Consider the following 25,864-nt stretch of genomic DNA (forward strand, 5'->3'; position numbering starts at 1 on the left):
TTCGCGAGCAGGCTCGCTCCCACCCGTTCAGCGTAACCCTTGTGGGAGCGAGCCTGCTCGCGAAGGCGTCGTGACAGACGGGTTAAACGACTTCCAGCCGAATCTTGTGCTGATTCAATAGCTGTGTGAGCGCTGGCACGGGCTGTTGATCGGTGACCAGGCAATCGATCAGGCTGATCGGCCCCAGTCGGATCATGGCGTTACGCCCGAACTTGCTGGAGTCGGCGGCGAGGATCACTTTGCGGGCGTTGGCGATGATCGCCTGGGACACCCGCACTTCCTGATAATCGAAATCCAGCAGGCTGCCATCCTCATCGATGCCGCTGATGCCGACCAGGGCGAAGTCGACCTTGAACTGATTGATGAAGTCGACACTGGCCTGACCGACCACGCCACCATCGCGTCGCACGTTGCCGCCGGTCAGCAGAACGTCGAAATCGTCCTTGGCGCTGAGCATCGAGGCCACGTGCAGGTTGTTGGTGATGATCTTCAGATGGCTGTGATTGAGCAATGCACGGGCGATGGATTCGGTGGTGGTGCCGATGTTGATGAACAGCGAGGCGTGATCGGGGATCTGCGCCGCAATGGCTTCGCCGATCCGTTGCTTCTCATCGCGCATCTGATCGGCGCGCATGGCGTAGGCGGTGTTTTCGACACTGGAATCGTAAGCGGCGCCGCCGTGGTAGCGACGCAGCAGATTGGCTTCCGCCAGTTGATTGATATCGCGGCGGATGGTTTGCGGAGTAACGACGAACAGCGTGGCCATTTCCTCGATGCTGACATAGCCGCGCTCGCGGACCAGTTCGAGGATTTGCTGCTGACGGGGAGGCAGATTCATGGGGCGTCCTTTGGGCTGCCGTGCAAAATTTGCCCATGATGCCGCACGAATCCTCTCCCTGCCAGTTACATGCAGATTCCAGTCTGAGTCGTGGCTTATTCAGCCCCTTCCTGTGGCTCCCAGTCGCGGGTGCGGCTGACGGCTTTTTTCCAGCCGGCGTAGAGTTTTTCCTTCGCCGTTTCGTCCAGTGTCGGTTCGAACTGGCGCTCGATCACGGCCTTGCCGCGCAACTCTTCCAGGCTGCCCCAGAAACCGCAGGCCAGGCCCGCCAGATAAGCAGCGCCCAGCGCCGTGGTTTCGCGCATTTGCGGGCGCTCGACCTGGGTGCCGAGAATGTCGGCCTGGAACTGCATGAGGAAGTTGTTCGCGACTGCACCGCCATCCACGCGCAAGGCCTTGAGGCGTTCGCCGGCGTCCTGCTGCATGGCATCGAGCACGTCGCGGGTCTGGTAGGCGATCGACTCCAGTGCAGCGCGGATGATGTGATCCACGCGTACGCCACGGGTCAGACCGAACAGCGCACCACGGGCATAGGGGTCCCAGTACGGGGCACCGAGGCCGGTGAAGGCGGGGACCAGGTACACGCCGTTGCTGTCCTTGACCTTGTTGGCGAAGTATTCGGTGTCGTGGGCGTCGTTGATGATCTTCAGTTCATCGCGCAGCCACTGCACGGTGGAGCCGCCGTTGAACACCGCGCCTTCGAGTGCATAGGCCACTTCGCCACGGGGGCCACAGGCGATGGTGGTGAGCATGCCGTGGTTGGATTTTACGGCTTTGTCGCCGGTGTTCATCAGCAGGAAGCAACCGGTGCCGTAGGTGTTTTTGGCCTGACCGGCTTCGACGCACATCTGGCCGAAGAGTGCCGCCTGCTGGTCGCCAGCAATACCGCCGATGGCGATACCGCTTTTGGTGTGACCGTAGATTTCGGAAGAGGATTTCACCAGCGGCAGCATTTCCCGCGGGATATCCAGCAGCTCCAGCATCTTCGCGTCCCACTCCAGGGTGTGGATGTTGAAGAGCAGGGTGCGCGAGGCGTTGGTGTAATCGGTGACGTGCACCTTGCCGCCGGTAAATTTCCAGATCAGCCAGCTGTCGACCGTGCCGAACAGCAATTCGCCGTTGCGTGCGCGTTCACGACTGCCTTCGACGTTGTCGAGGATCCACTTGAGCTTGGTTCCGGAGAAATACGGGTCGGTGACCAGGCCGGTGGTTTCGCTGATGTACTGCTCGTGGCCATCGCGTTTGAGCTGCTGACAGATTTCGGTGCTGCGTCGGCACTGCCAGACGATCGCGTTGTAGATCGGGCGGCCGGTGTTCTTGTCCCACACCACGGTGGTTTCACGCTGGTTGGTGATACCGATGGCTGCTACCTGATCGTGATGCAGGCCGGCTTGCGCCAGGGCCTCGACCATCACCGCGCTCTGGGTGGCGAAGATTTCCATCGGGTCATGTTCGACCCAACCGGCTTGCGGGTAATGCTGCGCGAATTCGCGCTGTGCGGTGCAAACCACGTTCGCATCGCGGTCGAAAATGATCGCGCGGGAGCTGGTCGTACCCTGATCGAGGGCAATGATGTAGTTCTTATTCTGAGTGTCGGTCATGTCGATTGCCTTGGACGAAAAAAGGGGGTGAGGTCTGGCGCGCGATCTATTTGGCAGGATCATGCGCCAACGGTATCAAGAAATTCTCGGTTTGCCGTCAACGGCCGGTGTTGAGTCCTGCGTAGCTGATACGGCGCTCGGCAGATGGCGGGCGATGACCCCGCGATAAGCCGCGGCACCGAGGCAGGCACCCACGATCGGTGCAAAAACCGGAATCAGGAAATACGGGATATCACGTCCGCCGGTGAAGGAAATGTCGCCCCAACCGGCGAAAAAAGTCATCAGTTTAGGGCCGAAGTCACGGGCCGGGTTCATCGCGAAACCGGTCAGTGGCCCCATCGAACTGCCAATCACCGCAATCAGCAGGCCGATCAGCAGTGGCGCCAGCGGGCCATTGGGCAAACCATTGTTATCGTCGGTCAATGACATGATTACGCCCATCAGAATGGCCGTGATGATGACTTCGACCAGAAAGGCCTGGGATGTGGACAGGCTCGGGTTGGGGAAGGTGGAAAACACCGACGCCAATTCAAGGCTGGCTTCGGTGCCGCGAACCATATGGTGAGTTTGTTCGAAATCGAAGAACAGATTGCTGTACAGCGTGTACACCAGCAAGGCACCGCAAAAGGCGCCAGCCACCTGGGCGAAAATGTAAAACGGCAGTTTGCGCTTTTCAAAGTCGGCAAAAATGCTCAGCGCGATGCTGACGGCAGGATTGAGATGAGCGCCGGAAATCCCCGCCGTCAGGTAGATCGCCATGCTGACGCCGACACCCCAGATAATACTTATTTCCCACAGGCCGAAGCTGGCACCCGCGACCTTGAGCGCGGCAACGCAACCGGTACCAAAGAAGATCAGCAGCGCAGTGCCTAGAAACTCGGCCATGCATTGGCTCGAGAGCGACGGTTGTTGTAAAGCAGTTGTCATTGAAACCTCATTTTTTTTCTTGTCTGGCGCTTGCGCTCCAACAGGGTCAAAGCGTGTTTTTCACCGAGGCAGAATCCCCATCCTGTTCCCGGTTTACAGCTGGGCACTGCGGTAAGACTTTTCGTACAGTTTCATAAACGAAAAAATATAGACAAGAAACACTGCTGTCAAAGGTCGAAAGTGAACCATTGGTCACAAAGTAACTATTAGTTCTATGAATGATTGCGTTGTTGAGCAGCCAAAAACGACTCAATGGCGCGTGCCTGACATTTTGTAACGGCGGTGCGATAGAGCCTTTTGTGGATCAATGTCCTAGAATCCGGCGCAGTATTTTTACTGCCGCCATGTCTGGAGCTGTCATGACACCCGCATTGGATTTGCTGAAAAAGGTTCGGGCCGAACACCGAGTGCACAGTTATGAACATGACCCGAAGGCTGCGTCCTATGGGTTAGAGGCCGCGGAAAAACTCGGGTTGGACCCGGCGCAGGTGTTCAAGACCCTGCTGGCGGCCAGTGAAAAAGGCGAGTTGCTGGTGGCGGTGGTGCCGGTGAGGGGCAGTCTGGATCTGAAAGCCCTGGCCCAGGCGGCCGGAGTGAAAAAAGTCGAAATGGCCGACCCGGCCGCCGCACAACGCTCGACGGGTTATCTGTTGGGTGGCATCAGCCCGCTCGGGCAGAAAAAGCGTTTGCGCACCTTTATTGATCATTCAGCCCAGCCTTTCTCCAGCATCTTTGTGAGCGCCGGCCGTCGTGGCCTGGAAGTCGAACTGGCCCCAGCCGTACTGGCCGAACATACCCAGGCAAAATTCGCTGATATCGGCCGTGCCTGAGGCTAGCCGCAGAACGTTAATCATTGTAGGAGCGAGCATGCTCGCGATGGACTCAAGGACACTGCGGGGAATCAGAAGGCGCGCGTTATCGTTAACGACCCTCGCGAGCGAGCTCGCTCCTACAAAAATCTTTCAGCGAATTCATGCGGTGGCCTGACAAAGGGAGAATGTTATGCAGCTCGAGTTTCATCAGGTCGACGCGTTCAGCGACCGACCGTTCAGTGGTAACCCGGCGATGGTCTATCGGCTGGATGCCTGGCTTGCCGATGAGTTGATGCAAAAAATCGCCGCCGAGCACAATCTGGCCGAAACGGCTTTTGTCGTGCGTGAAGGGCAGGGCTGGCACATTCGCTGGTTTACCCCGACCACCGAAGTGCCGTTGTGCGGTCACGCGACCCTGGCCAGCGCTTATGTTTTGTTTGAAATCTACAAGGAGCCCGTCGAGCGCCTGGATTTCACCTGCAAGTCCGGCCCGCTGAGCGTGAGTCGTGAGGGTGGGTGTCTGTGGCTGGATTTTCCAGCGATCGTGCCATCGGAAGTGGGCGTGACCCTGGACGTCGAGCGCGCGTTAGGCGTGGAGGCCGTCGATGTGCTGGGTTCGAATGAGTTGTTTGTGGTACTCGAATCCGAACAGGCCGTGCTCGATTGTCAGCCGGACATGGTTGCCCTGGCGAAGCTACCTTGGCTGGGTGCCATCGTCACCGCCCGTGGCAGCAAACAGGATTTCGTGTCGCGCTACTTTGCCCCGGCCATCGGCATCAATGAAGACCCGGTAACCGGATCGACCCATTGCAGTCTGATTCCGTATTGGGCCGAGCGCCTGGGCAAATCGAGCCTGACGGCTTACCAGTGCTCGACTCGCGGTGGAGAACTGTTCTGCCGACTGGAAGGGGATCGGGTGAAGATTGGCGGGAATGCGACGCTGGTGGCCAATGGAACCCTTTTTCCAGGTTAGAAACCGACCAGTGTGGGAGCGAGCCTGCTCGCGAAGGCGATGTGTCAGCCGGCGATGATTCGACTGACAATCCGCTTTCGCGAGCAGGCTCGCTCCCACATTGGGTCTGTGCTTATCAGCTGGCGGTGCTGTAGCGCCGAACTCCGGATTCCACGACCGGGATCTGCGCGGCGATGCTGCTGGAGGCTTGAAACAACACCAGATGTTCCGCCGCGACACGAATGCCAACCTCAGCGCCGACCAAATGATCGACATGGCTCGGGAAAATCGATTCCAGTTGTGCGCCGGTCGGCATCTGCAGGCGATACAACGTCGATGCACCCTGGAACGATTTGCCCACGATCCGCGCCCTCAAGCTGCTGTCTGGGGCATAAACGATATCATCGGGACGCAGCAGCACATCCACCGCGCCACCGACCGGCCAGGTGTAGGCACGGTTACCGCGCAATTCACCCAGTTCGGTCTGCACCGACTCCGGGCTGCTCAGCTGGCCGCGGATGAAATAGCCCTGGCCGATGAAGCTGGCCACATACGGTGTCAGCGGTTCGTGGTACAGGTTGTACGGCGTATCCCATTGTTCCAGCCGGCCTTCCTTGAACACGCCGACGTGATCGCTGACTGCGAAAGCTTCTTCCTGATCGTGGGTGACCAGAATCGCGCTGGTGCCTCGGGCCTTGAGAATGTCACGAACCTCGTGGCTGAGCTTGCGGCGCAATTCACCATCAAGGTTGGAGAACGGTTCGTCCAGCAGCAACAGTTGCGGTTCCGGCGCCAGGGCGCGGGCCAGGGCGACACGTTGTTGCTGACCACCGGAAAGCTCATGGGGAAAGCGTTTGCCGAGGTTCTTCAGGTTGACCAGTTCCAACAGCTCTTCGACGACGCGATCCTTTTGCGGATGCTTGCGAATGCCGAAGGCGATGTTGTCGGCCACGCTCAAATGCGGAAACAGTGCGTAGTCCTGGAACACCATGCCGATGCGACGTTTCTCCGGTGCGAGGGTGAAACCGGCGCTGGAGATCGTCTCGCCCGCCAGTTGGATGTCACCTTCGTGCACCGGTTCGAAACCGGCAATGGCACGCAGGGTGGTGGTCTTGCCGCAGCCGGAAGAGCCCAGCAGGCAACCGATGTCGCCGGCGTTCAAATGCAGGTTGAGGTTTTGCACCACGCGCTGCTCTTGATAGCCGCAGGCGAGGTTGCGCAGGTTGAGCAGTAATGGCTGGCTCATGCGTGGTGGTACGCCGGCTCGACGAGAAACTCGAGCAGGGCCTTTTGTGCGTGAAGACGGTTTTCAGCTTGATCCCAGGCCACCGAACGCGGGTCGTCGAGCAGGTCGACGCTGATCTCTTCACCACGATGGGCCGGCAGGCAATGCATGAACAACATGTCGCTGGCGGCCAGGTCGAGCAGGGCGCGGTTGACCTGATACGGGGCGAACAGCTGCAGGCGCTTGGCGGTTTCTTCTTCCTGGCCCATGGAGGTCCAGACGTCGGTGCTCACCAGATGGGCGCCGCGCACGGCGTCTTTCGGATCGCGAACGATGGTCACTCGATCGCCGGCCAGGGCCACGAATTTCGGGTTCGGCTCGTAGCCTTCCGGGCAGGCGATGCGCAACTGGAAGTCGAACTGGATCGCCGCTTCTATATAGCTGTTGCACATGTTGTTGCCATCGCCGATCCAGGCCACGGTCTTGCCCTGGATGGAGCCGCGGTGTTCGAGGAACGTTTGCATATCGGCCAGCAACTGGCACGGGTGCAGATCATCGGACAGACCGTTGATCAGCGGGACGCGCGAATTGGCGGCGAATTCGGTCAGGGTGCTGTGGGAAAAGGTACGGATCATCACCGCATCAAGCATGCTCGACATGACGATGGCGGCATCGCTGATCGGCTCGCCCCGGCCCAGTTGGGTGTCGCGCGGCGACAGGAAGATCGCCTGGCCACCGAGCTGGATCATGCCGGCTTCGAACGAAATGCGGGTGCGGGTCGAGGATTTTTCGAAAATCATCCCGAGCACGCGGTTTTTCAGGGGCTCGAACAGTACACCGCGGTTACGCAGGTCTTTGAGCTCAACGCCTCGACGGATCACGCTGACCAGCTCTTCGGGCGTGCAATCCATCAGGGAGAGAAAGTGCCTTGCGCTCATCATTGACTACCTTTTTGCTACAAACCGCAGATGCTCAAAGCCTTGTTTAACGGAACAACGGGCGAGACCTGCGGCGTAAGCCGCACGGGGCGACGAAATAGGGGAAGGCGCGATCTTATAATTAAATGTCGCGTCTTACCAATAGGGCTACGGTTTTTAGGGGATTTCAGAGGGGCTACGGGATAACCGCAGTAGCGCTTATGAAGCCTGTTTTCGGACGGCAGCCAAGCATTTGTACACCGCGCCTGCGCAGCTTGGCAATCGAACGGGGCGGTGGCGGCGCGCTGGCGGTCGGTTTTTGACCTGTTGTCCGCTGCTGATCCCCCGGGCTCATCCGCTGGCCTGATGGCCGTCAATTCACAAGACGAACGTCGCTGGCGCGGCAGCGGTGCAAGCGCCATAGTTTTGTTCCCGCGGCCGAAATCGCCCGCCCAGAACAAGACAGAGACTGGCCATGACCAAGACTCTCCATCACCGTGCCTGCCACCTGTGTGAAGCCATCTGCGGCCTGACCATCGAAACCACCGAGGTCGAGGCCGGCAATGTGCAGATCACTTCGATCAAGGGCGATCCCCAGGATACGTTCAGTCGCGGGCACATTTGCCCCAAGGCTGTCGCCCTGCAAGATATTCAGAACGATCCGGATCGCCTGCATCAACCGATGCGGCGGGTGGGCAGCGAATGGCAGCCCATCGAGTGGGAAGATGCTTTCAATCTTGTGGCCGAACGCCTGTCTGCGATTCAGGCGCGTCATGGGCAAAACGCGGTGGCGGTTTATCAAGGCAACCCCAGCGTGCACAACTATGGGCTGATGACCCACAGCAATTACTTTCTTGGCCTGCTGAAAACCCGCAATCGTTTTTCCGCAACGTCGGTCGACCAATTGCCCCATCACTTGACCAGTCATTTGATGTACGGCCACGGTTTGTTGCTGCCGATCCCGGACATCGATCACACCGACTTCATGCTGATTCTCGGTGGCAACCCGCTCGCGTCCAACGGCAGCATCATGACCGTGCCGGATGTGGAAAAACGCTTGAAAGCGATTCAGACCCGGGGCGGTAAAGTCGTGGTCGTCGACCCGCGTCGCAGCGAAACGGCGGCCATTGCCGACCAGCATCTGTTTGTGCGCCCGGGTGGTGATGCGGCGTTGTTGTTTGGCCTGCTCAATACCTTGTTTGCCGAAGGCCTGACCTGCGACAGTCATTTGCCGGTGGACGGTCTGGATGAAGTGCGCAGGGCAATCGCCCATTTCACTGCCGAGGCCATGAGTCCGTTGTGCGCGGTGCCGGCCGAACAGATCCGCCAATTGGCGCGGGATTTCGCCGCAGCGCCGAGCGCGGTTTGCTATGGCCGCATGGGTGTCTCGACCCAGGCATTCGGCACGCTGTGTCATTGGTTGGTGCAGTTGATCAACCTGGTCACCGGCAACCTCGATCGTGTGGGGGGGGCCTTGTGCACTGAGCCGGCGGTGGATCTGGTGGCCTCCACGTCGGGTGGGCATTTCAATCTGTGGCAGAGCCGGGTGTCCGGGCTTCCGGAGTACGCTGGCGAACTGCCGGTGTCGGCGCTGGCCGAAGAGATGCTGACCGAAGGGGAAGGGCAGGTTCGGGCGCTGATCACCGTGGCGGGCAACCCGGTGTTGTCCACGCCGAACGGCCGTCAGCTGGAACAGGCGCTGGACGGGCTTGAGTTCATGGTCAGTGTCGACTTGTACATCAACGAAACCACGCGTTACGCCGACCTGATCCTGCCGTCCACCTCGGCGCTGGAAAACGATCATTACGACACGACATTCAATATGTTCGCGGTACGCAACGTCAGTCGTTTCAACCGGGCTATTCTGCCCAAGCCCCAGGGGGCGTTGCACGACTGGGAGATATTCGTCGGGCTGGCGAAGGCATTCGCCACGAAAACCGGCAAGGACTTGAAGCCGACCATCCCCCCGGCCCAAATGATCGATCGTGGCTTGCGCATGGGCCTGTATGGCGATGTGTCGGAGCATCAGCTGTCGTTGACGACCCTGTTCGACCATCCCCATGGTGTCGATCTGGGGCCGCTCAAGCCCAACCTGGCTCCGCGCCTGAAAACCGCCAATCAGCATGTCCAGGCCGCCCCGGTCGAGATCCTCGCCGACCTGGCCCGTTTCGCAGCATTGCAGGCACCAGCCGCCGATGAGTTGTTGATGATCGGTCGCCGACATGTGCGCAGCAACAATTCGTGGATGCACAACTATCACCGTCTGGTGAAGGGCAAGCCGCGCCATCAGTTGTTGATGCACCCGGATGACCTGGCCAGTCGCGGACTGAGCGACGGTCAGCGAGTGCGGGTGAGTTCGCGGGTCGGGGTGATTGAAGTGGAAGTGCTGGGCAGTCTGGATATGATGAAAGGAGTGGTGAGCCTTCCGCACGGTTGGGGCCATGCGCGACCGGGCGTGCAAATGACCATTGCCAGCGGCCAGCCGGGCTCCAGTGCCAATGACCTGACAGACGAATGTCAGCTCGATGAGTTGTCGGGGAATGCGGCGTTGAATGGCGTTCCGGTGACCGTGGCGGCGGCTTGATCGTATCTGACGGAGAGACCGAGCATGGCCCTCGGCTTTCCGTTACAATGCGCCACCGTGCCGACCCATGAGTCGGAAAGTTCAGCCGAGGTGCTCCATGGATATCATCGAAACGATTAAAGAGCAGATTGCCAACAACACCATTCTGCTTTACATGAAAGGCTCTCCGAATGCCCCGCAGTGCGGCTTCTCCGCGAAAGCCGCGCAGGCTGTGATGGCTTGTGGTGAGAAGTTTGCGTACGTGGACATCCTGCAGAACCCGGAAATCCGCGCCAACCTGCCAAAATACGCCAACTGGCCAACCTTCCCGCAACTGTGGGTCGCTGGTGAGCTGGTCGGCGGTAGCGACATCATGACCGAAATGTCCGCTGATGGTTCGTTGCAGGCGCTGATCAAAGACGCTGCCGCTAAAGCTGCAGCTGCAAAAACCGAAGCCTGATCTGCTTATGTGGGAGCGAGCCTGCTCGCGAATGCGGTCTGCCAGTACCTGTGAAGTTGACTGACACGACGCCTTCGCGAGCAGGCTCGCTCCCACAGGGATTTCGGCCAGTGCTGAAATCCGGGCAATAAAAAGCCCCGCCTCTTAAAAGAGAGCGGGGCTTTTTTATTGCGTAGAAATTATTCGTCTTCACCCATCTGCGATTGCAGATAGTTCTCGATACCGATCTTGTCGATCAGGCCGAGTTGAGTTTCCAGCCAGTCGATATGTTCTTCTTCAGACTCAAGGATATCTTCAAGCAGTTCACGGCTACCGTAGTCGCCAACCGTTTCGCAATGTGCGATGGCTACTTTCAGATCACCAAGGCCTGTGCGTTCGAGTTTCAGATCGCACTCGATCATTTCCTTGGTGTGTTCACCGATGAGCAGCTTACCCAGGTCCTGGACGTTTGGTATGCCCTCGAGGAACAGGATGCGCTTGATCAGCTTGTCCGCGTGCTTCATCTCGTCGATGGATTCGTGGTACTCGTGTTTGCCGAGCTTGTTCAGGCCCCAATCTTCATACATGCGCGCATGCAGAAAATACTGATTGATTGCGACCAGCTCATTGGCAAGGATCTTGTTGAGATGCTGGATGACTGTAACGTCGCCTTTCATGATGGGGTCCTGCCCTGTATTAGCTGTCTATAAAGCAGAGTTTGAGCCGCACAACTAAGAGTGTCAAACCTAAGTTATTGAAACTTAAATGAAAATTAATCGGAATAAGAATGTTTGTGTTCCGCGTCTAGAGCCTAAGCAATTGATTTTCAGGCATAAAAAAACCGGACATCAGTCCGGTTCTTTGAAATTCGGTATTCAGGCAGCTGTAAATTCTGCAGGAAAAGGAATCGCGGCCTGGGCCGTCTGCAATTTTGTCAGGGTCTCGCGGACCACTTCCTTGGCGAGGCAGGCACATTTACCGCACTGACTGGCAACGCCGGTGGCCTGGCGGACTTCCTTGTAGCTGCAGCATCCTTCATAGATCGCATCGCGGATTTGGCCGTCGGTGACGCCAGTGCAGAGGCAAACATACATAAGTGAAAACCGTCGCTCGTTTATGTCTCGAATGCGATGGATCTTAATGTTAACGAGAATGATTGTCAAAGTGCATTGGGAAGGCTTTTCCAAGGGCTGACGAACGGTGTTTTTCGATGGGCCGAGAAACGGAACACGCTCCGGCATTTTTTAACCCGTGGGAAAAACCGTTGAGGACAGGCCAAACACGCAGTGTATGATGGCCGGTCTTTGCGAAACGGGTTCGTGTCACAGGGCTGTCGCCTGAGGGTGGCAGGCTGGCGCAAACCTTGTTTTTCACGTTTCTACACCAGGAGATATCCAATGAGCGTACTCGTAGGCAAACAAGCCCCTGACTTCACCGTACCGGCCGTACTCGGCAATGGCGAAATCGTAGACAGCTTCACCCTGTCCTCTGCCATCAAAGGCAAATACGGCCTGGTGTTCTTCTACCCACTGGACTTCACCTTCGTTTGCCCGTCGGAGCTGATCGCTCTGGATAACCGCATGTCTGAGTTCAAGGCACGCAACGTTGAAGTGATCGCCGTGTCCATCGACTCGCATTTCACCCACAACGCGTGGCGCAACACCCCGGTCAACAATGGCGGTATCGGCGAAGTCCGTTACACCATGGCTGCCGACATCAAGCAGGACATCATGAAAGCCTACGACGTTCAGTCCGCTGATGGCGTGGCTTTCCGTGGCGCGTTCCTGATCGACGACAAAGGCGTTGTCCGTTCGCAGATCATCAACGACCTGCCGCTGGGCCGTAACATGGAAGAGTTGCTGCGTCTGGTCGACGCTCTGCAATTCCACGAAGAGCACGGCGAAGTCTGCCCTGCGAACTGGAAAAAAGGCGACAAGGGCATGAACGCTTCGCCAGAAGGCGTCGCGGCTTACCTGACCGAGCACGCTGCTGCGCTGTAAGGCACACGCTCCTGCTACAAAAAGCAGGTACAAAAAAACCGGCCCTTGAGGCCGGTTTTTTTATTCACGATGAAACCAATACTGCTCACTGGAGCGCGACGCTGAACCTGTGGCGAGGGAGCTTGCTCCCGTTGGACTGCGCAACAGTTCCCTGCTTTTCAGGGATAGGGGGCAGCTTCGCCGCCCAGTGGGAGCAAGCTCCCTCGCCACAGGTTTGCGTTTGTCTCAAGTGAACTGCGACGGATCAATCGTCGAAGTCTTCCCAACCGCCCATTTGTTTCCAGCGATTGACGATGCCGCAGAACAGCTCGGCGGTCTTCTCCGTGTCATAGCGAGCCGAGTGGGCCTCGCGACCGTCGAAGTCGATGTCGGCTGCCTGACAGGCTTTGGCCAGCACCGTTTGACCATAAGCCAGGCCGGCGAGGGTGGCCGTGTCGAAACTGGAGAACGGGTGAAACGGGTTGCGCTTCATGTCCAGGCGCGCGACGGCGGCGTTGAGGAAGCCCAGGTCGAAGCTGCTGTTGTGACCGACCAGAATCGCCCGCTTGCAACCGTTGGCTTTGAGCGCCTTGCGTACACCGCGGAAGATATCGTTCAACGCCGACTCTTCACTCACGGCCATGCGCAGCGGGTGATCGAGCTTGATCCCGGTGAACTCCAGCGCTGCCGCTTCGACGTTCGCGCCTTCGAAAGGCTCGACCCGGAAGAAGTAGGTGTGATCAGGGTAGACAAAGCCCTTTTCATCCATGGCGATAGTAGTCGCGGCGATTTCCAGCAGGGCGTCGGTGGCCGAGTTGAAGCCACCGGTTTCTACGTCGACGACAACCGGCAGGTAACCACGGAACCGGGCAGCCATTGGATGACGAGGACCGCCTCCGCCGCCTTGACCTTCCTGTTCGTCGTCGAAATGGTCTTCACTCACGCGTGTTCCTCCAGCAGGCGCCAGCGCAGTTTTTCACCGGCGCGCAGCGGGATAACGGTCAGCTCGCCAAACGGCAGGCTGGTTGGGGCGATCCACTCTTCGCGGACCAGGGTGATGCGATCGGTGTTCACCGGCAGGCCATAGAAGCGTGGGCCGTTGAGGCTGGCGAAGGCTTCGAGCTTGTCCAGCGCATTGCGCTGTTCGAAGGCTTCGGCATACATCTCGATCGCAGCAAAAGCGGTGTAGCAGCCGGCGCAACCGCAGGCGGCTTCCTTGGCGTGCTGGGCGTGGGGTGCCGAGTCGGTGCCGAGGAAGAATTTTTCGCTGCCGCTGGTGGCGGCATCGAGCAGCGCTTCCTGGTGCGTGTTGCGCTTGAGAATCGGCAGGCAATAGAAATGCGGCCGAATCCCTCCCACCAGCATGTGGTTGCGGTTGTACAGCAGGTGATGCGCGGTGATGGTCGCGCCAACGTTGGCCGAAGCCGAGTTGACGAACTGCACGGCGTCAGCGGTGGTGATGTGTTCGAACACCACTTTGAGGGTCGGGAAACGCTCGACCACGCGACGCATGTGCTCATCGATGAAGATTTTTTCGCGGTCGAACACGTCGACATCGCCACGGGTGACTTCGCCGTGGATCAGCAAGGGCATTCCCACTTCGGCCATGGCCTCGAGTGCAGGGAAGATCTTGTCGATGCTGGTGACGCCAGAGTCCGAGTTGGTGGTCGCGCCGGCCGGGTACAGCTTGGCGGCGTGAATGAAACCGGTAGCCTTGGCCTCGCGAATTTCTTCGGGTTGGGTGCGGTCGGTCAGGTACAGGACCATCAGCGGTTCGAACCGGCTGCCGGCCGGGCGGGCAGCGAGGATGCGCTGGCGGTAGCCGTCGGCCTCAGCCGCATTGCGGACAGGAGGTACCAGGTTGGGCATGATGATGGCGCGACCAAAGGTGCGCGCGACATCCGCGACGGTATTGGTCAACACGGCACCATCGCGAAGATGAATGTGCCAGTCGTCGGGACGCAGCAGGGTCAGGCGGTCGGACATGAGGGGATTCCAGGCGGGTCAAACTGAGGGGAATGCTACCGGAAAAGACTCTTGCAGGCACTCGCTATCAAGTTTTGCAGGAAGCTTCCGATATCCAACAGGTATGCCGTAAACATCTGTGTGTCGGTCTTTTTGTTGTAGAAGCCAGTGGAGCCTCCCGTGCGCCAGCGTTATTTAGCCTTGCTCAGTGTGTTTGCCAGCCTTCCCGCGATGGCGCTCACTTTCCAGACCCGTCTGGAGAGCATTGAGTGGACGGTCGAAGGCGACAAGTTCGAGTGCCGCCTGACCCAGCCGATCACCGATTTCGGCTCGGGACAGTTCGTGCGTCGAGCCGGAGAGCAGGCGACGTTTCGTCTCAATGCCTACAACGCCATGATGGGTGGAGGTTCGGCTACCTTGCTGGCCGCCGCATCGCCATGGCAACCGGGGCGGGGCGATATCAATCTGGGTACGGTGAGAATCGGCAGCGGAAACGTGTTGTTCAACAGCTCCCAGGCTCAGGCCGGACGCTTGATCAGTGGCCTGATGGATGGGCGCAGTCCCGTGGTACGGCATGCCTCTGGCGATGGGCGGGTGTCGGAAGTGCGCCTGTTACCGGTCAAGTTCAATAAAGCGTTTGCCGACTACCAGGGGTGCGTCGCCAAGCTGTTGCCACAGAATTTCGATCAGGTGAAGCAGTCCGAAGTCGGATTCCCCGGCGGCGGCATCGAGCTGGATGCTGCCGCGAAAGCCAGGCTGCAGGTGATGCTCGAATTCATGAAGGCCGATCCGACGGTCAATCACATCGAACTCGACGGCCATTCCGACAACAGCGGCAATCGCCTGACCAACCGTGACCTGTCACGTCGCCGCGCCCTGGCCGTCATGGAGTTCTTCAAGGCGAACGGCATCCAGGAGTCGCAGATCACCGTGCGCTTCCATGGCGAGCGTTATCCGCTGGCACCCAATACCAACAACGCCAATCGCTCGAAGAACCGCCGGGTTGCGGTGCGTCTGGAGCGGGGAGCACCACCGGAACAAGTGGCGCCTCAAGCCACGAAGCCGGCCGCTTCGGCAACATCCTGACTCCTTGGTCATCGTCGCTCTCTCGACATAATCTGTCGCTTCGTCGTCATAAGCTGTCGCGCCACTGTAAATTATCCTGCATGAGCGGTAGACTTCTCGGCTTTCCGTAGAACCCCGTGGAGTGATGGCATGGCGGACGTAAACAAGGTCGTTCTGGCGTATTCCGGCGGCCTGGACACTTCGGTGATCCTCAAGTGGCTGCAGGATACTTATAACTGTGAAGTGGTGACCTTCACCGCTGACCTGGGTCAGGGCGAAGAGGTCGAACCGGCACGCGCCAAGGCACAGGCCATGGGCGTGAAAGAAATCTACATCGACGACTTGCGCGAAGAGTTCGTGCGCGATTTCGTGTTCCCGATGTTCCGCGCCAACACCGTTTACGAAGGCGAGTACCTGCTGGGTACTTCCATCGCTCGTCCGCTGATCGCCAAGCGCCTGATCGAAATCGCCAACGAAACCGGCGCTGACGCCATTTCCCATGGCGCCACCGGCAAGGGCAATGACCAGGTTCGATTCGAACTGGGCGCCTACGCCCTGAAACCTGGCGTGAAAGTGATCGCCCCGTGGCGCGAATGGGACCTGCTGTCCCGTGAGAAACTGATGGATTACGCTGAAAAGCACGCGATCCCGATCGAGCGTCACGGCAAGAAAAAATCCCCATACTCGATGGATGCCAACCTGCTGCACATCTCCTATGAAGGCGGCGTGCTGGAAGACACCTGGACCGAGCATGAAGAAGACATGTGGCGCTGGACCGTCTCCCCGGAAAACGCTCCTGACAAGCCGCAGTACCTGGAACTGACTTACCGCAACGGCGACATCGTGGCCCTGGACGGCGTCGAAATGACCCCGGCCACCGTGCTGGCGACCTTGAACCGTATCGGTGGTGAACACGGTATCGGTCGTCTGGACATCGTCGAGAACCGTTACGTGGGCATGAAATCCCGTGGCTGCTACGAGACGCCTGGCGGCACCATCATGCTGCGCGCCCACCGTGCGATCGAATCGATCACCCTGGACCGCGAAGTGGCTCACCTCAAGGACGAGCTGATGCCGAAGTACGCCAGCCTGATCTACACCGGCTACTGGTGGAGTCCTGAGCGTCTGATGCTGCAACAGATGATTGATGCGTCCCAGGTTCACGTGAACGGCGTCGTGCGCCTGAAGCTGTACAAGGGCAACGTGATCGTCACCGGTCGCAAGTCCGATGAGTCGTTGTTCGACGCCAACATCGCGACCTTCGAGGAAGATGGCGGCGCTTACAACCAGGCCGATGCGGCGGGCTTCATCAAGCTCAATGCCTTGCGCATGCGTATTGCTGCAAACAAAGGCCGCAAGCTGTTCTGAGTGGTTTGAGCCTGTGATGGATTTGTGGCCTCGTCATCGACGGGGCCACAAATCTGCAAGAGGTTTTTTAAATGTGCGATACAACGATTCACGTTTGACCTGATAGATACCTTCCCGTCTGCCTCTCACTGATCGGACCTATCCTGCTGCTGAGCGTTGTGTGTCAGTCGGCAATCGGGGTCCATGACAGTCATCCCCTGCGAACTCAAGTTATAAGCCACACAGAAATGGGCGCTGCCGCGTTTTTTTGTCTGTTTGAAATATTTGAGTACACGTCCATTCAGTAATTTTTCCGATTCCGCACCGGTAAGAAACAAAATGACGCGCGGCCGCTTTTCCTGTGTCCTTTGTATCTTCTCCAGTGAAGCGCTGAGTTCGGGTTTGTTTTTCATCCGGCGTGTATCGATGATGTGCAGATCCCTCAGTAATTCGGGCAGGCGAATATGGAGCGGAGGCTGCAACCCTGTTTCGTCTGGCGGAGCCTGTGCACTGCCGGGAGAGGCGGCTGGCCGCAAGTCATTTACCGAAGCATTGTTTTCCTGTGTCTGCGCCTCGTTCATGGCCTTCAGAAAATGCTCGTCCTTTTCAAAATCAGAAGGTGAGTACAGAGATCGGTAATTGAAGTTGAGTGTGGCAAAGAAAAGGAACAGTAGATAAAAGGGGAAGCTGATCAGAAACCAGACATATATCTCTCTTTCCTGATTGTCCAGGAACGGAAGAGAGATCGCTGCCGATGTTTCAGACAGCGTTGCGAATGTCGCGATTATTGTCATGGGGTTGGTTATTCTTTTTTTAAATTTGTTCATTCCTGTTACTCGTCGTGTTGTGTGTTTTCTCGTTCAGATTGAGATGTAATGCGCGTTATTGAGAGTTATGTTACGCCATTCATTTGTCTTTAATGTCTTCGTGTTGGCTGTAAGTCATGTTTATTTTGTTTTTTTCGGTCGGTGGTTTGATGCTGTTGGTTTGATAATAATTATCTATCTGGAATTTTTTGCTGTAAGAGTAAATGGGTGCTCGATGTGTGATATTTCTGGTGTGAGTGTTTTAGTGGGTGACGTCAGTTGAATTTTAGTGTCGAGTGTCCATTTGGATGTTGTTTGCTGGATTTTGGTTTTTGTTTTTAAGTTGCAAGTTGATACTAAAAATGTTGTAAAGCGTAATTTGCTCGCGCGGATACAATTTTTTTCGCGTTGTGTTCGAGGGTGTTTTGTAGGACTAATCCGCGATTCTTGTAGGGAATGTCTCTTGGTGCAGGTCGTTGGGGGGGGCGGCATGCCATGGGTGAAACGACTAGGCTATTGTGCTGGCTCTAAAAATTCGAACAGCGAAAATTGGACTTGCCCATGAATAAAGTGCTGATCGTGGATGATCACCCCGTCATTCGTCTTGCGGTACGTATGCTAATGGAGCGTCATGGCTACGAAGTTGTTGCAGAAACCGATAACGGCGTGGATGCATTGCAACTTGCTCGCGAACACATGCCGGATATTGTCATTCTGGATATCGGAATACCGAAACTGGACGGGCTGGAAGTTATTGCGCGTCTTGCATCAGCGGCAATGCCCATGAAAGTGCTGATATTGACTTCCCAGGCTCCCGGACACTTTTCCATGCGTTGCATGCAATCGGGGGCTGCGGGGTATGTTTGCAAGCAGCAGGATCTCACGGAGTTACTCAGTGCGATAAAAGCGGTTTTGTCCGGTTACAGCTACTTCCCCAATCAGGCTTTACATACCGTGCGCGCCAGTCTCGGGAACGCCAGTGAAGCCGATATGGTGGATCGCCTGTCAGGGCGGGAAATGATGGTCTTGCAACAGCTGGCCAGGGGCAAGACCAACAAGGAGATTGCCGATGGGATGTTTCTCAGCAACAAGACCGTCAGTACTTACAAGACGCGCCTGTTGCTGAAGCTCAATGCACGCTCCCTGGTAGACCTGATCGAACTGGCTCAGCGCAATGGGCTAGTGTGATTTTTTCCGGGGCGACCATAGGTGATGAACGGGCATTTATCGCGGTTCGGCACACAGTAAAAAGCCTCCGTTTCGGGAGGCTTTCAGGTGTCATAAATCAAAGTCGTAATCGGCCAATTGCTTTTGCAGTCGGCGCTCCTCCAGCAGATTGTCGATGGTACGCCGTTTGCTCAGGTTGGTTTTCGCTACTTCAACCACAGGTTCGGCATCATCAGCCTCAACGGCAGTGAATTCTTCATCTACGTCCAATTGCTCTTTGCCAGTGCTCATTTAGTTACTCCAGGCTAAGAAGGCCTTTGGGGCTCCTTATATCGACAATCTCCCGGCGGGTAAAAAAGATTTTTTCAATCGACGAATCAATAAATCCAATAGTGGCTCAATCGTCGGAGGTCTTGTGCTTGTATTCGCACAAGTCTTCGATGCGGCAACTGCCACACCGGGGCTTGCGGGCCAGGCAAACGTAGCGACCGTGAAGGATCAACCAGTGGTGGGAGTCGAGCAGGTACTCCTTGGGCACGAACTTCATGAGTTTTTTCTCGACTTCGACCACATTCTTGCCGGGCGCAATGCCGGTGCGGTTACTGACTCGGAAAATATGGGTGTCCACGGCCATGGTCAGCTGGCGAAATGCGGTATTGAGTACCACGTTGGCAGTTTTGCGGCCCACGCCTGGCAGGGCTTCCAACTCTTCACGGGTCTGTGGCACTTCCCCGGCATGACGTTCCACCAGCAAGCGACAGGTCTCGATCACGTTTTTCGCTTTGCTGTTGAACAGGCCGATGGTCTTGATGTATTCCGACAGGCCCTCGACACCCAGGGCATGGATTGCCGCAGGGGTATTGGCTATCGGGAACAGTTTTGCCGTGGCCTTGTTGACGCCGACATCGGTCGATTGCGCCGAAAGAATCACCGCAATCAGCAGTTCAAACGGTGAGGAATAGGCCAGTTCGGTCTTCGGTTCCGGGTTGTCTTCATGCAGCCTGCGGAAAATTTCCAGACGTTTTGCGGCATTCATGGGCAGTGCGATTCCTCGAAAGCGGTCAGTGTGAAGGTGTCGGGCGCTGCCAGGCCTGCCATGCGGCGACCAGCAACCCCAGCAAAATGAAGCTACCAGGGGCCAGTGTGGCCAGGCGCAAGCCTCCGTCGGCGGTCAGCACCCAGCCGCGCCAATCCGTTTGCGTCGCAGCAGCGAGCCACGGTAGATGATTACCCAGAGTCCCGTTACCAATAAGTTCGCGCAGCACGCCCAGGCCCACCATCAATGCACCGAACAGGCCGCACAGGCGCAGGCGATCGCGCCAACTGCTCTGGAAGAAACCCGTGAGGTCGAGCACGACACATTGCAATGCAATCAAGGCGGTATAGATTCCCACCTGTTGATGCCATTGCAACGACCAGGTTTGCGCCCCGAGTTCCGCGCAACTGGTCAGCGTTGCGGCGAGCAGCACGCTTGCCGGCAAATGCGTCGCCGCATGCAAGCGCGGGCGCAGTGCATTCATGCCCAGCCCAAAAACACTGATCACCACGATGAACATCAGCCACAGGCCAAGCGCGCTCACCAGTGAACCGGTGGCGCCGATAAGCGGCGCGAGCATCAGTGAATGCTGCAACAGTAATGATTTACTCATGGGAAGGGCTCCCAAGCAGTTGTTGTCGGTGCTCATCGAAGTAGCGCAGCGCGTCATGGGTGGCGTTTATCACCGCTCTGGAAGTCATTGTCGCGCCTGCAATCTGGTCGAATTGCCCTTGATCCTTTTTCAAGGCCCAGCCGTTGTCGACCGGATCGGTTCGGGACTTGCCGGAAAACATTTGAAGCCAGGCATTGGGCCAGTCGGCGATCCGTGCGCCGAGCCCCGGTGTTTCCGCTTGCTTGAGAGTTTTGATGCCAATCAGCCTCCCGTTAGCGTCGACGGCGATCAGCAGTTCGATGGCGCCTGCGTAACCCAGGGTCTGGCTGCGCAGCAGCACGGCATACGCCTGCCCGGCCTTGGTTGCCCGGTAGCCCGTCAGCAGTGTGCTGTTGCCCAGTGCTGTTTTTTCGAGTGTGAGCGTTTGATCCAGAGGCTGATTGTCGTAGCTGCCGGGCGGTAGCAGGTCCAGCAGGTTACGACTGTCGATCAGGCGTTGCTCCGCCGCGATCCGTGGCTCGCTGCTGTGCTGCGCGAACCAGGTCAGGCCGACTCCGAGGACGGCCAGTAATGTCAGGACGGCAACGCTCGAAGCTCGGTTCATGATGCCATCCGCTGCTGTCTGGCCGCGACAAACCGCTCCAGCGCCGGCACACAGAGGTTCATCAACAGCACCGCAAAAGCCACGCCGTCCGGGTAGCCGCCCCACGTACGAATCAGATACGTCAGCAGCCCGACACCGATGCCGAACAGCAGTCGTGCGCCAGGGCTTTTGGCGCCGGACACCGGTTCTGTAACGATAAAGAACGCTCCCAGCATGCTGGCGCCGGTCAGTAGATGAAACAGCGGTGAGCCGTGGGAATCGGAGCCCGAGCCGTTCCAGCACAATAGACTGATGATAAACAGGCTGGCGAGCATGCCGACCGGCGCATGCCAGCTGAACACGCGTCGTTGCAGTAGAAACGCGCCACCCGCGAGAAAGGCCAGGTTCACCCATTCCACACCGCGACCACCGAAATGACCAAACGCCGGATGGGCCGAGAACAGTTCGTCCATGGTGAGGCTTTTATTGATCCGCAGGCTGTCCAGTGCCGTGGCTCCAACCCACGCATCCGGGGTTGGAGCGAAACCGAACACTTGATGTAACCCGCCCGTCAGATTCAAACCGTGGGACGCCGGCCAGTGGGTCATCTGTTGCGGAAAAGCCACCATTACCAGAGCAAAACCAAGCATCGCCGGATTGAACGGATTACTTCCGACACCGCCATACAGGTGTTTACCGAACACCATGGCAAACGCGGCAGCACTCACCGTCAGCCACCACGGGCAATAGGGTGGCAAGGCCAGGGCCAACAGGGTTGCACTGACGAGGGCGCTGCCATCGCTCAAGGTCGGTTTGAGGGGGCGCTTGCGCAATTGCAGTACCGCCGCTTCAGCGGCCAGTGCACTGGCGCCTGCCAGCATCAGATTGATCAACACCCCCCAGCCGTATAGCCAGAACAACGCCAGCATCCCTGGCAACGTAGCCAGTAGAACCAGTTTCATGGCCTGCTGAAGGCGTTCGTCGACCGACTCAAGGGGTTGCATAGGCATCCACCTGGCGTTCGGCTTCACTGACGGCACGTTCCAGGGTTTCGATCTGCTCGGCGGGCGCCTCGGCGGCTTGGGCTTTTTTGAGTTCCGCGCGGCGCATGGCCAACTGGATCTTCGCCCGATTCAGGTCGGCATTCTTCGGTGGAGCAGCAACCGTAGCGGGTGTCGGGGACGGCGGCGTTGCGCTTTCCAGTTGTGCCAAGGTTTGCTCGGCGGCTTCGAATTGCTGTTGCAGAGCGATCAACTGCGACTGTTGTTCGAAGGTCGGCGGATGGCCAAAAGCCTTGAGTGACTTGGTCAGTTGCGCCCGACTCATTGCCAGATCGATCTTGGCTTTCTTCAGCGCCGCATCGGCATTGGCGGCTTTCTGTGCGCGGACGCGTTCGAGGGCGGCTTGCACCGGGTCAAGCGCCACTTGCGCGGGTTGGGCGGCGCGTTGCGCACGGGCCTGGCGCTCGGCGGCTTTTTGTTGTTCTTCGTGCAGCAGGCGGGCGTTGCGTTGCTCGAAACGGCGTCGTGCGTGATTACGTTTGGCGGCGCGGGCCCGTTGTTCTTCCAGGCTGAACGCCAGGCCACCGACAATCGGCAGCACGGTGGCCATCGGCAACGGATGCATTTCGATGCAATCCACAGGGCATGGCGCCACGCAGAGGTCACAACCGGTGCATTCGTCGATAATCACCGTGTGCATCAGCTTGGCCGCGCCGACGATGGCGTCTACCGGGCAGGCCTGGATGCACTTGGTGCAACCGATGCACTCGGCTTCGCGGATGTACGCAATCTGTGCCGGGGCGGATCCACGGCTGAGATCCAGTTCCAGCACCGGTACCTTCAGCAGTTCGGCCAGGGCGTTGATGGTTTCGTTGCCGCCCGGTGGACACTTGTTGATCGGCTCGCCGTTGGCGATGCCTTCAGCGTAGGGCTTGCATCCGGGATGGCCGCACTTGCCGCATTGGGTCTGCGGCAAGAGAGCGTCGATGCGTTGAATCAGACTCATGTTTTGATCAGTCCGCTGAATCCGAGAAAGGCCACTGCGATCAGGCCGGCGCCGATCAGGTCGATCGGCAAGCCGCGAAAGGGCAGGGGAACATCGTTATCGAGTGTGCGTTGACGCAGGTCGTTGAACAGACTCAGCACCAGCCAGAACCCCAGCCCGCCGCCCAGGCTCAGGGCTGCGGCAGCAAAAAAGCCTTTGTCACCCTGAATGCCGAGAAGCGCCACCCCGAGCACGCCGGCGTTGCCCAGCAGCAGCGGCCAGAGACCTTCAAACGACAGCGTCGAAAATACCCGGGACAAGCCCTTCAACAGAGGACCGATCAGCAGCACGCTCAGGGGCAGGAACACGAACAGACGCAGCGACGTCAATTCCAGCGGGATGAGCAGCCAATGATAGAGCGCATAACCGAGCAGGCCGACAATCAGCATCAGGCAGGTCGTCGCCACGCCCAGGGCATGGACTTGCCGACGTTCGCTGCCCAGCAGCGGATCGACACCCAGCGGCCAATGCAACACGAGGTTGTTGATCAGGGCGGTGCTGATAAGCGTGAGCAGTGTTTCGGTCATGATCGTGCCGGCAAGGACGGAGTTGTTTAACACCGCTGTCTGGAAAAGCTTAGGCATTATCCGGCAAGGGCGGAGGGTGGGCCAGACATGAAAATCCCACAGGCGCGCCAGGCACGACTGTGGGATCGCTTTGCCGCCGTGCCTTACTTGATCCGCTGACCAGGCTTGGCGCCGCTGTCAGGGCTCAGCAGATAGATTTCTTCACCGCCAGGACCGGCCGCCATCACCATGCCTTCGGAGATGCCGAATTTCATTTTGCGAGGCTTGAGGTTGGCGATCATCATGGTCAGACGACCATTGAGCTTGGACGGGTCCGGGTAGGCGCTCTTGATCCCGGAGAACACGTTGCGCTGTTCGTCACCGATGTCGAGCGTCAGGCGCAACAGCTTGTCGGCGCCTTCCACAGCTTCGGCCTTGACGATCAGGGCAACGCGCAGGTCGACCGCAGCGAAGGTGTCGAATTCGATTTCCGGGGACAACGGATCCTTGGCCAGTTCGCCGTTGCCGGCGGGTGCAGCTTCGCCGGTGTCGGTCTGGCTGGCGGTCAGGTCTTCTTTCGAAGCGTCGGTCATGGCCTGCACTTTAACCGGGTCGATACGGGTCATCAGCGGCTTGAACTCGTTCAGCTGATGGTTGGCAAGCCAGATCGTATGATCGTTCCAGGTCAATGGCGCGACGTTCAGGAATGCCTCGGCATCGGCAGCCAGAAGCGGCAGCACCGGCTTGAGGAAGATCACCAGCTGGCGGAACAGGTTGACGCCGGTGGCGCAGATGGCCTGGACTTCATCCTGCTTGCCTTCCTGTTTGTTCAGCGACCACGGTGCCTTGTCGGCGATCCAGGCGTTGGCGCGGTCGGCCAGGGCCATGATTTCGCGCATGGCGCGGGCAAAGTCGCGGGCCTCGTAGGCATCGGCGATACCAGGCGCGGCGGCCAGGAAGGCTTCGGTCAGCTCCGGCGCGGCGTTGGTGTCGACCATGACACCGGCATTGCCCTTGTGGATGAAACCGGCGCAACGGCTGGCGATGTTGACAACCTTGCCGACCAGGTCGGAATTGACCTTCTGCACGAAGTCTTCGAGGTTCAGGTCGAGGTCGTCGACACCACGGCTCAGTTTGGCCGCGTAGTAGTAGCGCAGGTATTCCGGCGACAGATGATCCAGGTAGGTCCGGGCCTTGATGAAGGTGCCACGGGACTTGGACATTTTCTGACCGTTGACGGTCAGGTAGCCGTGCACGTTGATGCCGGTCGGCTTGCGGTAGCCCGCGCCCTCGAGCATGGCTGGCCAGAACAGGGCGTGGAAGTTGACGATGTCCTTGCCGATGAAGTGGTACAGCTCGGCGGTGGAGTCCTTGCCCCAGAACGCGTCGAAGTCCAGCTCCGGCGTACGGTTGCAGAGGTTCTTGAAGCTCGCCATGTAGCCGATCGGCGCATCCAGCCACACGTAGAAGTACTTGCCCGGCTCGTCTGGAATTTCAAAGCCGAAGTACGGCGCATCGCGGGAGATGTCCCACTGTTGCAGGCCGGCATCCAGCCATTCGGCGATTTTGTTGGCGACGGCGTCTTGCAGGGTGCCGCTGCGGGTCCAGGCCTGCAGCATTTCCTGGAAGTCCGGCAACTTGAAGAAGAAGTGCTGGGAATCCTTGAGCACCGGGGTGGCGCCGGAGATCGCCGACTTGGGATCTTTCAGGTCGGTCGGTGCGTAGGTCGCACCGCATTTTTCGCAGTTGTCGCCGTACTGGTCTTCCGTGCCGCATTTCGGGCAGGTGCCCTTGATGAAGCGGTCGGCCAGGAACATTTTCTTTTCCGGGTCGAAATACTGCGTGATCGAACGCGTGGCGATGTGCCCGGCGTCGCGCAGCTTCAGGTAGATCTGGCTCGACAGCTCACGGTTTTCTTCGGCGTGAGTGGAGTGGAAGTTGTCGAAGTCCACCAGGAACTCGGCAAAGTCGGCGCTGTGTTCAGCCTGGACGTTGGCGATCAGTTGTTCCGGGGTGATGCCTTCCTTTTCCGCGCGCAGCATGATCGCAGAACCGTGGGCGTCGTCGGCGCAGACATAAATGCATTGGTTGCCGCGGTGCTTCTGGAAGCGCACCCACATATCGGTCTGGATGTATTCCAGCATATGGCCGAGGTGAATCGAACCATTGGCATAGGGCAGGGCGCTGGTGACGAGGATCTTGCGTGGCTCGGACATGGGGCTCGGCTACTTGATGAAACGGAGGTCGGCCACTATAAAGCGCCGGCGCATATTTTTCACCTTTCTGGCCAGATTCCAGATGTATCGTCCTTTACTAAAGTGGCGACAGGTTTTCTTGGTGCAAGAAGGTTTTCGTGGCGAGGGAGCTTGCTCCCGCTGGGTGGCGAAGCCGCCCCAACCCTTGCAGTCCGGCTCCGGCAATAGAATTGCGTCAACTGGATTACGGCTGCTTCGCAACCGTACGGGAGCAAGCTCCCT

General features: G+C 58.2%; 26 protein-coding genes. 8 read left to right on the forward strand and 18 right to left on the reverse strand.

Annotation, left to right across the window (positions count from 1 at the left end; translation table 11 throughout):
- Positions 1–82: 82 nt before the first annotated feature.
- The 3 genes from CKW21_RS05925 to CKW21_RS05935 all read right to left on the reverse strand — a co-directional run bounded on the left by CKW21_RS05925 (position 83) and on the right by CKW21_RS05935 (position 3,366).
- Positions 83–838, reverse strand: coding sequence for a DeoR/GlpR family transcriptional regulator (locus tag CKW21_RS05925; RefSeq protein WP_095193067.1), 756 nt, complete (start codon positions 836–838; stop codon positions 83–85).
- A gap of 95 nt (positions 839–933) precedes the next feature.
- Positions 934–2,439, reverse strand: a complete 1,506-nt coding sequence (gene glpK / locus CKW21_RS05930) for a glycerol kinase GlpK (RefSeq protein WP_095193068.1) — start codon at positions 2,437–2,439, stop codon at positions 934–936.
- A gap of 75 nt (positions 2,440–2,514) precedes the next feature.
- Positions 2,515–3,366 carry an MIP/aquaporin family protein gene (locus CKW21_RS05935; RefSeq protein WP_095193069.1) on the reverse strand — a complete coding sequence of 284 codons (852 nt, stop codon included), beginning with the start codon at positions 3,364–3,366 and terminating at the stop codon, positions 2,515–2,517.
- A 359-nt stretch (positions 3,367–3,725) separates the two neighbouring features.
- Here CKW21_RS05935 and ybaK point away from each other — a divergent pair, with 359 nt between their 5' ends.
- Both ybaK and CKW21_RS05945 read left to right on the forward strand, forming a co-directional pair.
- Positions 3,726–4,196 carry a Cys-tRNA(Pro) deacylase gene (ybaK, locus tag CKW21_RS05940; RefSeq protein WP_095193070.1) on the forward strand — a complete coding sequence of 157 codons (471 nt, stop codon included), beginning with the start codon at positions 3,726–3,728 and terminating at the stop codon, positions 4,194–4,196.
- A gap of 172 nt (positions 4,197–4,368) precedes the next feature.
- Complete coding sequence (locus CKW21_RS05945) at positions 4,369–5,151, forward strand: PhzF family phenazine biosynthesis protein (protein ID WP_095193071.1); 783 nt, start codon at positions 4,369–4,371, stop codon at positions 5,149–5,151.
- A gap of 115 nt (positions 5,152–5,266) precedes the next feature.
- Here CKW21_RS05945 and CKW21_RS05950 read toward each other — a convergent pair whose 3' ends face one another.
- Together CKW21_RS05950 and argF are read right to left on the reverse strand one after the other, a co-directional pair.
- Complete coding sequence (locus CKW21_RS05950) at positions 5,267–6,376, reverse strand: ABC transporter ATP-binding protein (protein ID WP_095193072.1); 1,110 nt, start codon at positions 6,374–6,376, stop codon at positions 5,267–5,269.
- The gene (gene argF / locus CKW21_RS05955) at positions 6,373–7,293 is read right to left on the reverse strand and encodes an ornithine carbamoyltransferase (protein ID WP_095193073.1); all 921 of its coding nucleotides are present in this window, start codon (positions 7,291–7,293) and stop codon (positions 6,373–6,375) included. Before argF ends, CKW21_RS05950 begins: the two co-directional genes overlap by 4 nt.
- A 454-nt stretch (positions 7,294–7,747) precedes the next feature.
- Between argF and CKW21_RS05960 the strand changes: the two genes are divergently transcribed.
- Positions 7,748–9,856 carry a molybdopterin oxidoreductase family protein gene (locus CKW21_RS05960; protein ID WP_095193074.1) on the forward strand — a complete coding sequence of 703 codons (2,109 nt, stop codon included), beginning with the start codon at positions 7,748–7,750 and terminating at the stop codon, positions 9,854–9,856.
- Between the two features lie 97 nt (positions 9,857–9,953).
- Positions 9,954–10,295, forward strand: coding sequence for a Grx4 family monothiol glutaredoxin (gene grxD / locus CKW21_RS05965; RefSeq protein WP_007938922.1), 342 nt, complete (start codon positions 9,954–9,956; stop codon positions 10,293–10,295).
- Between the two features lie 179 nt (positions 10,296–10,474).
- Here grxD and bfr read toward each other — a convergent pair whose 3' ends face one another.
- Positions 10,475–10,951, reverse strand: coding sequence for a bacterioferritin (gene bfr, locus CKW21_RS05970; protein WP_095193075.1), 477 nt, complete (start codon positions 10,949–10,951; stop codon positions 10,475–10,477).
- A 198-nt stretch (positions 10,952–11,149) separates the two neighbouring features.
- Positions 11,150–11,368: a bacterioferritin-associated ferredoxin gene (locus CKW21_RS05975; RefSeq protein ID WP_090324905.1), complete on the reverse strand. Its 219-nt coding sequence runs from the start codon at positions 11,366–11,368 to the stop codon at positions 11,150–11,152.
- A gap of 303 nt (positions 11,369–11,671) precedes the next feature.
- On the opposite strand from CKW21_RS05975, the gene CKW21_RS05980 reads away from it, so the two are divergent.
- Positions 11,672–12,274 (forward strand): peroxiredoxin, encoded by a 603-nt coding sequence (locus CKW21_RS05980; protein WP_095193076.1) that lies wholly within the window; start codon positions 11,672–11,674, stop codon positions 12,272–12,274.
- Positions 12,275–12,518: 244 nt separating this feature from the next.
- On the opposite strand, the gene rnt is transcribed toward CKW21_RS05980, so the two are convergent.
- Both rnt and pyrC read right to left on the reverse strand, forming a co-directional pair.
- Positions 12,519–13,196: a ribonuclease T gene (gene rnt, locus CKW21_RS05985; RefSeq protein ID WP_095193077.1), complete on the reverse strand. Its 678-nt coding sequence runs from the start codon at positions 13,194–13,196 to the stop codon at positions 12,519–12,521.
- The gene (pyrC, locus tag CKW21_RS05990; RefSeq protein ID WP_095193078.1) at positions 13,193–14,239 is read right to left on the reverse strand and encodes a dihydroorotase; all 1,047 of its coding nucleotides are present in this window, start codon (positions 14,237–14,239) and stop codon (positions 13,193–13,195) included. Before pyrC ends, rnt begins: the two co-directional genes overlap by 4 nt.
- 159 nt (positions 14,240–14,398) lie before the next feature.
- On the opposite strand from pyrC, the gene CKW21_RS05995 reads away from it, so the two are divergent.
- Positions 14,399–15,304 carry an OmpA family protein gene (locus CKW21_RS05995; RefSeq protein WP_095193079.1) on the forward strand — a complete coding sequence of 302 codons (906 nt, stop codon included), beginning with the start codon at positions 14,399–14,401 and terminating at the stop codon, positions 15,302–15,304.
- A gap of 129 nt (positions 15,305–15,433) precedes the next feature.
- Positions 15,434–16,651 carry an argininosuccinate synthase gene (locus CKW21_RS06000; protein ID WP_095193080.1) on the forward strand — a complete coding sequence of 406 codons (1,218 nt, stop codon included), beginning with the start codon at positions 15,434–15,436 and terminating at the stop codon, positions 16,649–16,651.
- Positions 16,652–16,776: 125 nt separating this feature from the next.
- Here CKW21_RS06000 and CKW21_RS06005 read toward each other — a convergent pair whose 3' ends face one another.
- On the reverse strand, positions 16,777–17,457 hold the full coding sequence (locus tag CKW21_RS06005) for a hypothetical protein (protein WP_095193081.1): 681 nt from the start codon (positions 17,455–17,457) through the stop codon (positions 16,777–16,779).
- 540 nt (positions 17,458–17,997) lie between these two features.
- Here CKW21_RS06005 and CKW21_RS06010 point away from each other — a divergent pair.
- Positions 17,998–18,624 (forward strand): response regulator transcription factor, encoded by a 627-nt coding sequence (locus tag CKW21_RS06010; RefSeq protein WP_095193082.1) that lies wholly within the window; start codon positions 17,998–18,000, stop codon positions 18,622–18,624.
- 90 nt (positions 18,625–18,714) lie between these two features.
- Here the strand turns inward: CKW21_RS06010 and CKW21_RS06015 are convergent, their stop codons facing one another.
- From CKW21_RS06015 to metG, 8 genes are all read right to left on the reverse strand, one after another.
- Positions 18,715–18,894: a PA3496 family putative envelope integrity protein gene (locus tag CKW21_RS06015; protein ID WP_095193083.1), complete on the reverse strand. Its 180-nt coding sequence runs from the start codon at positions 18,892–18,894 to the stop codon at positions 18,715–18,717.
- A 106-nt stretch (positions 18,895–19,000) separates the two neighbouring features.
- Complete coding sequence (gene nth / locus CKW21_RS06020; protein WP_095193084.1) at positions 19,001–19,639, reverse strand: endonuclease III; 639 nt, start codon at positions 19,637–19,639, stop codon at positions 19,001–19,003.
- A 25-nt stretch (positions 19,640–19,664) separates the two neighbouring features.
- A complete protein-coding gene (locus tag CKW21_RS06025; RefSeq protein WP_095193085.1) occupies positions 19,665–20,252 on the reverse strand; it encodes an Rnf-Nqr domain containing protein in 588 nt (195 codons plus the stop codon).
- On the reverse strand, positions 20,245–20,856 hold the full coding sequence (locus CKW21_RS06030) for an RnfABCDGE type electron transport complex subunit G (protein ID WP_095193086.1): 612 nt from the start codon (positions 20,854–20,856) through the stop codon (positions 20,245–20,247). Before CKW21_RS06030 ends, CKW21_RS06025 begins: the two co-directional genes overlap by 8 nt.
- Complete coding sequence (locus tag CKW21_RS06035) at positions 20,853–21,839, reverse strand: RnfABCDGE type electron transport complex subunit D (protein WP_095193087.1); 987 nt, start codon at positions 21,837–21,839, stop codon at positions 20,853–20,855. The genes CKW21_RS06030 and CKW21_RS06035 overlap by 4 nt, the downstream gene beginning before the upstream one ends.
- Positions 21,826–22,842, reverse strand: a complete 1,017-nt coding sequence (gene rsxB / locus CKW21_RS06040) for an electron transport complex subunit RsxB (RefSeq protein ID WP_095193088.1) — start codon at positions 22,840–22,842, stop codon at positions 21,826–21,828. Before rsxB ends, CKW21_RS06035 begins: the two co-directional genes overlap by 14 nt.
- Entirely contained in the window at positions 22,839–23,408 is a 570-nt protein-coding gene (locus CKW21_RS06045; protein WP_095193089.1) for an electron transport complex protein RnfA, read from the reverse strand. Before CKW21_RS06045 ends, rsxB begins: the two co-directional genes overlap by 4 nt.
- Before the next feature lie 143 nt (positions 23,409–23,551).
- Entirely contained in the window at positions 23,552–25,603 is a 2,052-nt protein-coding gene (gene metG, locus CKW21_RS06050) for a methionine--tRNA ligase (protein WP_095193090.1), read from the reverse strand.
- Positions 25,604–25,864: the final 261 nt, after the last annotated feature.

Origin of the sequence: Pseudomonas sp. Irchel 3A7 (assembly GCF_900187565.1) — a bacterium.
In the GTDB taxonomy this organism is placed as follows: Bacteria; Pseudomonadota; Gammaproteobacteria; order Pseudomonadales; family Pseudomonadaceae; genus Aquipseudomonas.

Bases quoted from the DNA above. Each gene is read 5' to 3' on its own strand.
- CKW21_RS05925 (WP_095193067.1), bottom strand. From the start codon at position 838: ATGAATCTGCCTCCCCGTCAGCAGCAAATCCTCGAACTGGTCCGCGAG.
- glpK (WP_095193068.1), bottom strand. From the start codon at position 2,439: ATGACCGACACTCAGAATAAGAACTACATCATTGCCCTCGATCAGGGT.
- CKW21_RS05935 (WP_095193069.1), bottom strand. From the start codon at position 3,366: ATGACAACTGCTTTACAACAACCGTCGCTCTCGAGCCAATGCATGGCC.
- ybaK (WP_095193070.1), top strand. From the start codon at position 3,726: ATGACACCCGCATTGGATTTGCTGAAAAAGGTTCGGGCCGAACACCGA.
- CKW21_RS05945 (WP_095193071.1), top strand. From the start codon at position 4,369: ATGCAGCTCGAGTTTCATCAGGTCGACGCGTTCAGCGACCGACCGTTC.
- CKW21_RS05950 (WP_095193072.1), bottom strand. From the start codon at position 6,376: ATGAGCCAGCCATTACTGCTCAACCTGCGCAACCTCGCCTGCGGCTAT.
- argF (WP_095193073.1), bottom strand. From the start codon at position 7,293: ATGAGCGCAAGGCACTTTCTCTCCCTGATGGATTGCACGCCCGAAGAG.
- CKW21_RS05960 (WP_095193074.1), top strand. From the start codon at position 7,748: ATGACCAAGACTCTCCATCACCGTGCCTGCCACCTGTGTGAAGCCATC.
- grxD (WP_007938922.1), top strand. From the start codon at position 9,954: ATGGATATCATCGAAACGATTAAAGAGCAGATTGCCAACAACACCATT.
- bfr (WP_095193075.1), bottom strand. From the start codon at position 10,951: ATGAAAGGCGACGTTACAGTCATCCAGCATCTCAACAAGATCCTTGCC.
- CKW21_RS05975 (WP_090324905.1), bottom strand. From the start codon at position 11,368: ATGTATGTTTGCCTCTGCACTGGCGTCACCGACGGCCAAATCCGCGAT.
- CKW21_RS05980 (WP_095193076.1), top strand. From the start codon at position 11,672: ATGAGCGTACTCGTAGGCAAACAAGCCCCTGACTTCACCGTACCGGCC.
- pyrC (WP_095193078.1), bottom strand. From the start codon at position 14,239: ATGTCCGACCGCCTGACCCTGCTGCGTCCCGACGACTGGCACATTCAT.
- CKW21_RS06000 (WP_095193080.1), top strand. From the start codon at position 15,434: ATGGCGGACGTAAACAAGGTCGTTCTGGCGTATTCCGGCGGCCTGGAC.
- CKW21_RS06005 (WP_095193081.1), bottom strand. From the start codon at position 17,457: ATGAACAAATTTAAAAAAAGAATAACCAACCCCATGACAATAATCGCG.
- CKW21_RS06010 (WP_095193082.1), top strand. From the start codon at position 17,998: ATGAATAAAGTGCTGATCGTGGATGATCACCCCGTCATTCGTCTTGCG.
- CKW21_RS06015 (WP_095193083.1), bottom strand. From the start codon at position 18,894: ATGAGCACTGGCAAAGAGCAATTGGACGTAGATGAAGAATTCACTGCC.
- nth (WP_095193084.1), bottom strand. From the start codon at position 19,639: ATGAATGCCGCAAAACGTCTGGAAATTTTCCGCAGGCTGCATGAAGAC.
- CKW21_RS06025 (WP_095193085.1), bottom strand. From the start codon at position 20,252: ATGAGTAAATCATTACTGTTGCAGCATTCACTGATGCTCGCGCCGCTT.
- CKW21_RS06030 (WP_095193086.1), bottom strand. From the start codon at position 20,856: ATGAACCGAGCTTCGAGCGTTGCCGTCCTGACATTACTGGCCGTCCTC.
- CKW21_RS06035 (WP_095193087.1), bottom strand. From the start codon at position 21,839: ATGCAACCCCTTGAGTCGGTCGACGAACGCCTTCAGCAGGCCATGAAA.
- rsxB (WP_095193088.1), bottom strand. From the start codon at position 22,842: ATGAGTCTGATTCAACGCATCGACGCTCTCTTGCCGCAGACCCAATGC.
- CKW21_RS06045 (WP_095193089.1), bottom strand. From the start codon at position 23,408: ATGACCGAAACACTGCTCACGCTTATCAGCACCGCCCTGATCAACAAC.
- metG (WP_095193090.1), bottom strand. From the start codon at position 25,603: ATGTCCGAGCCACGCAAGATCCTCGTCACCAGCGCCCTGCCCTATGCC.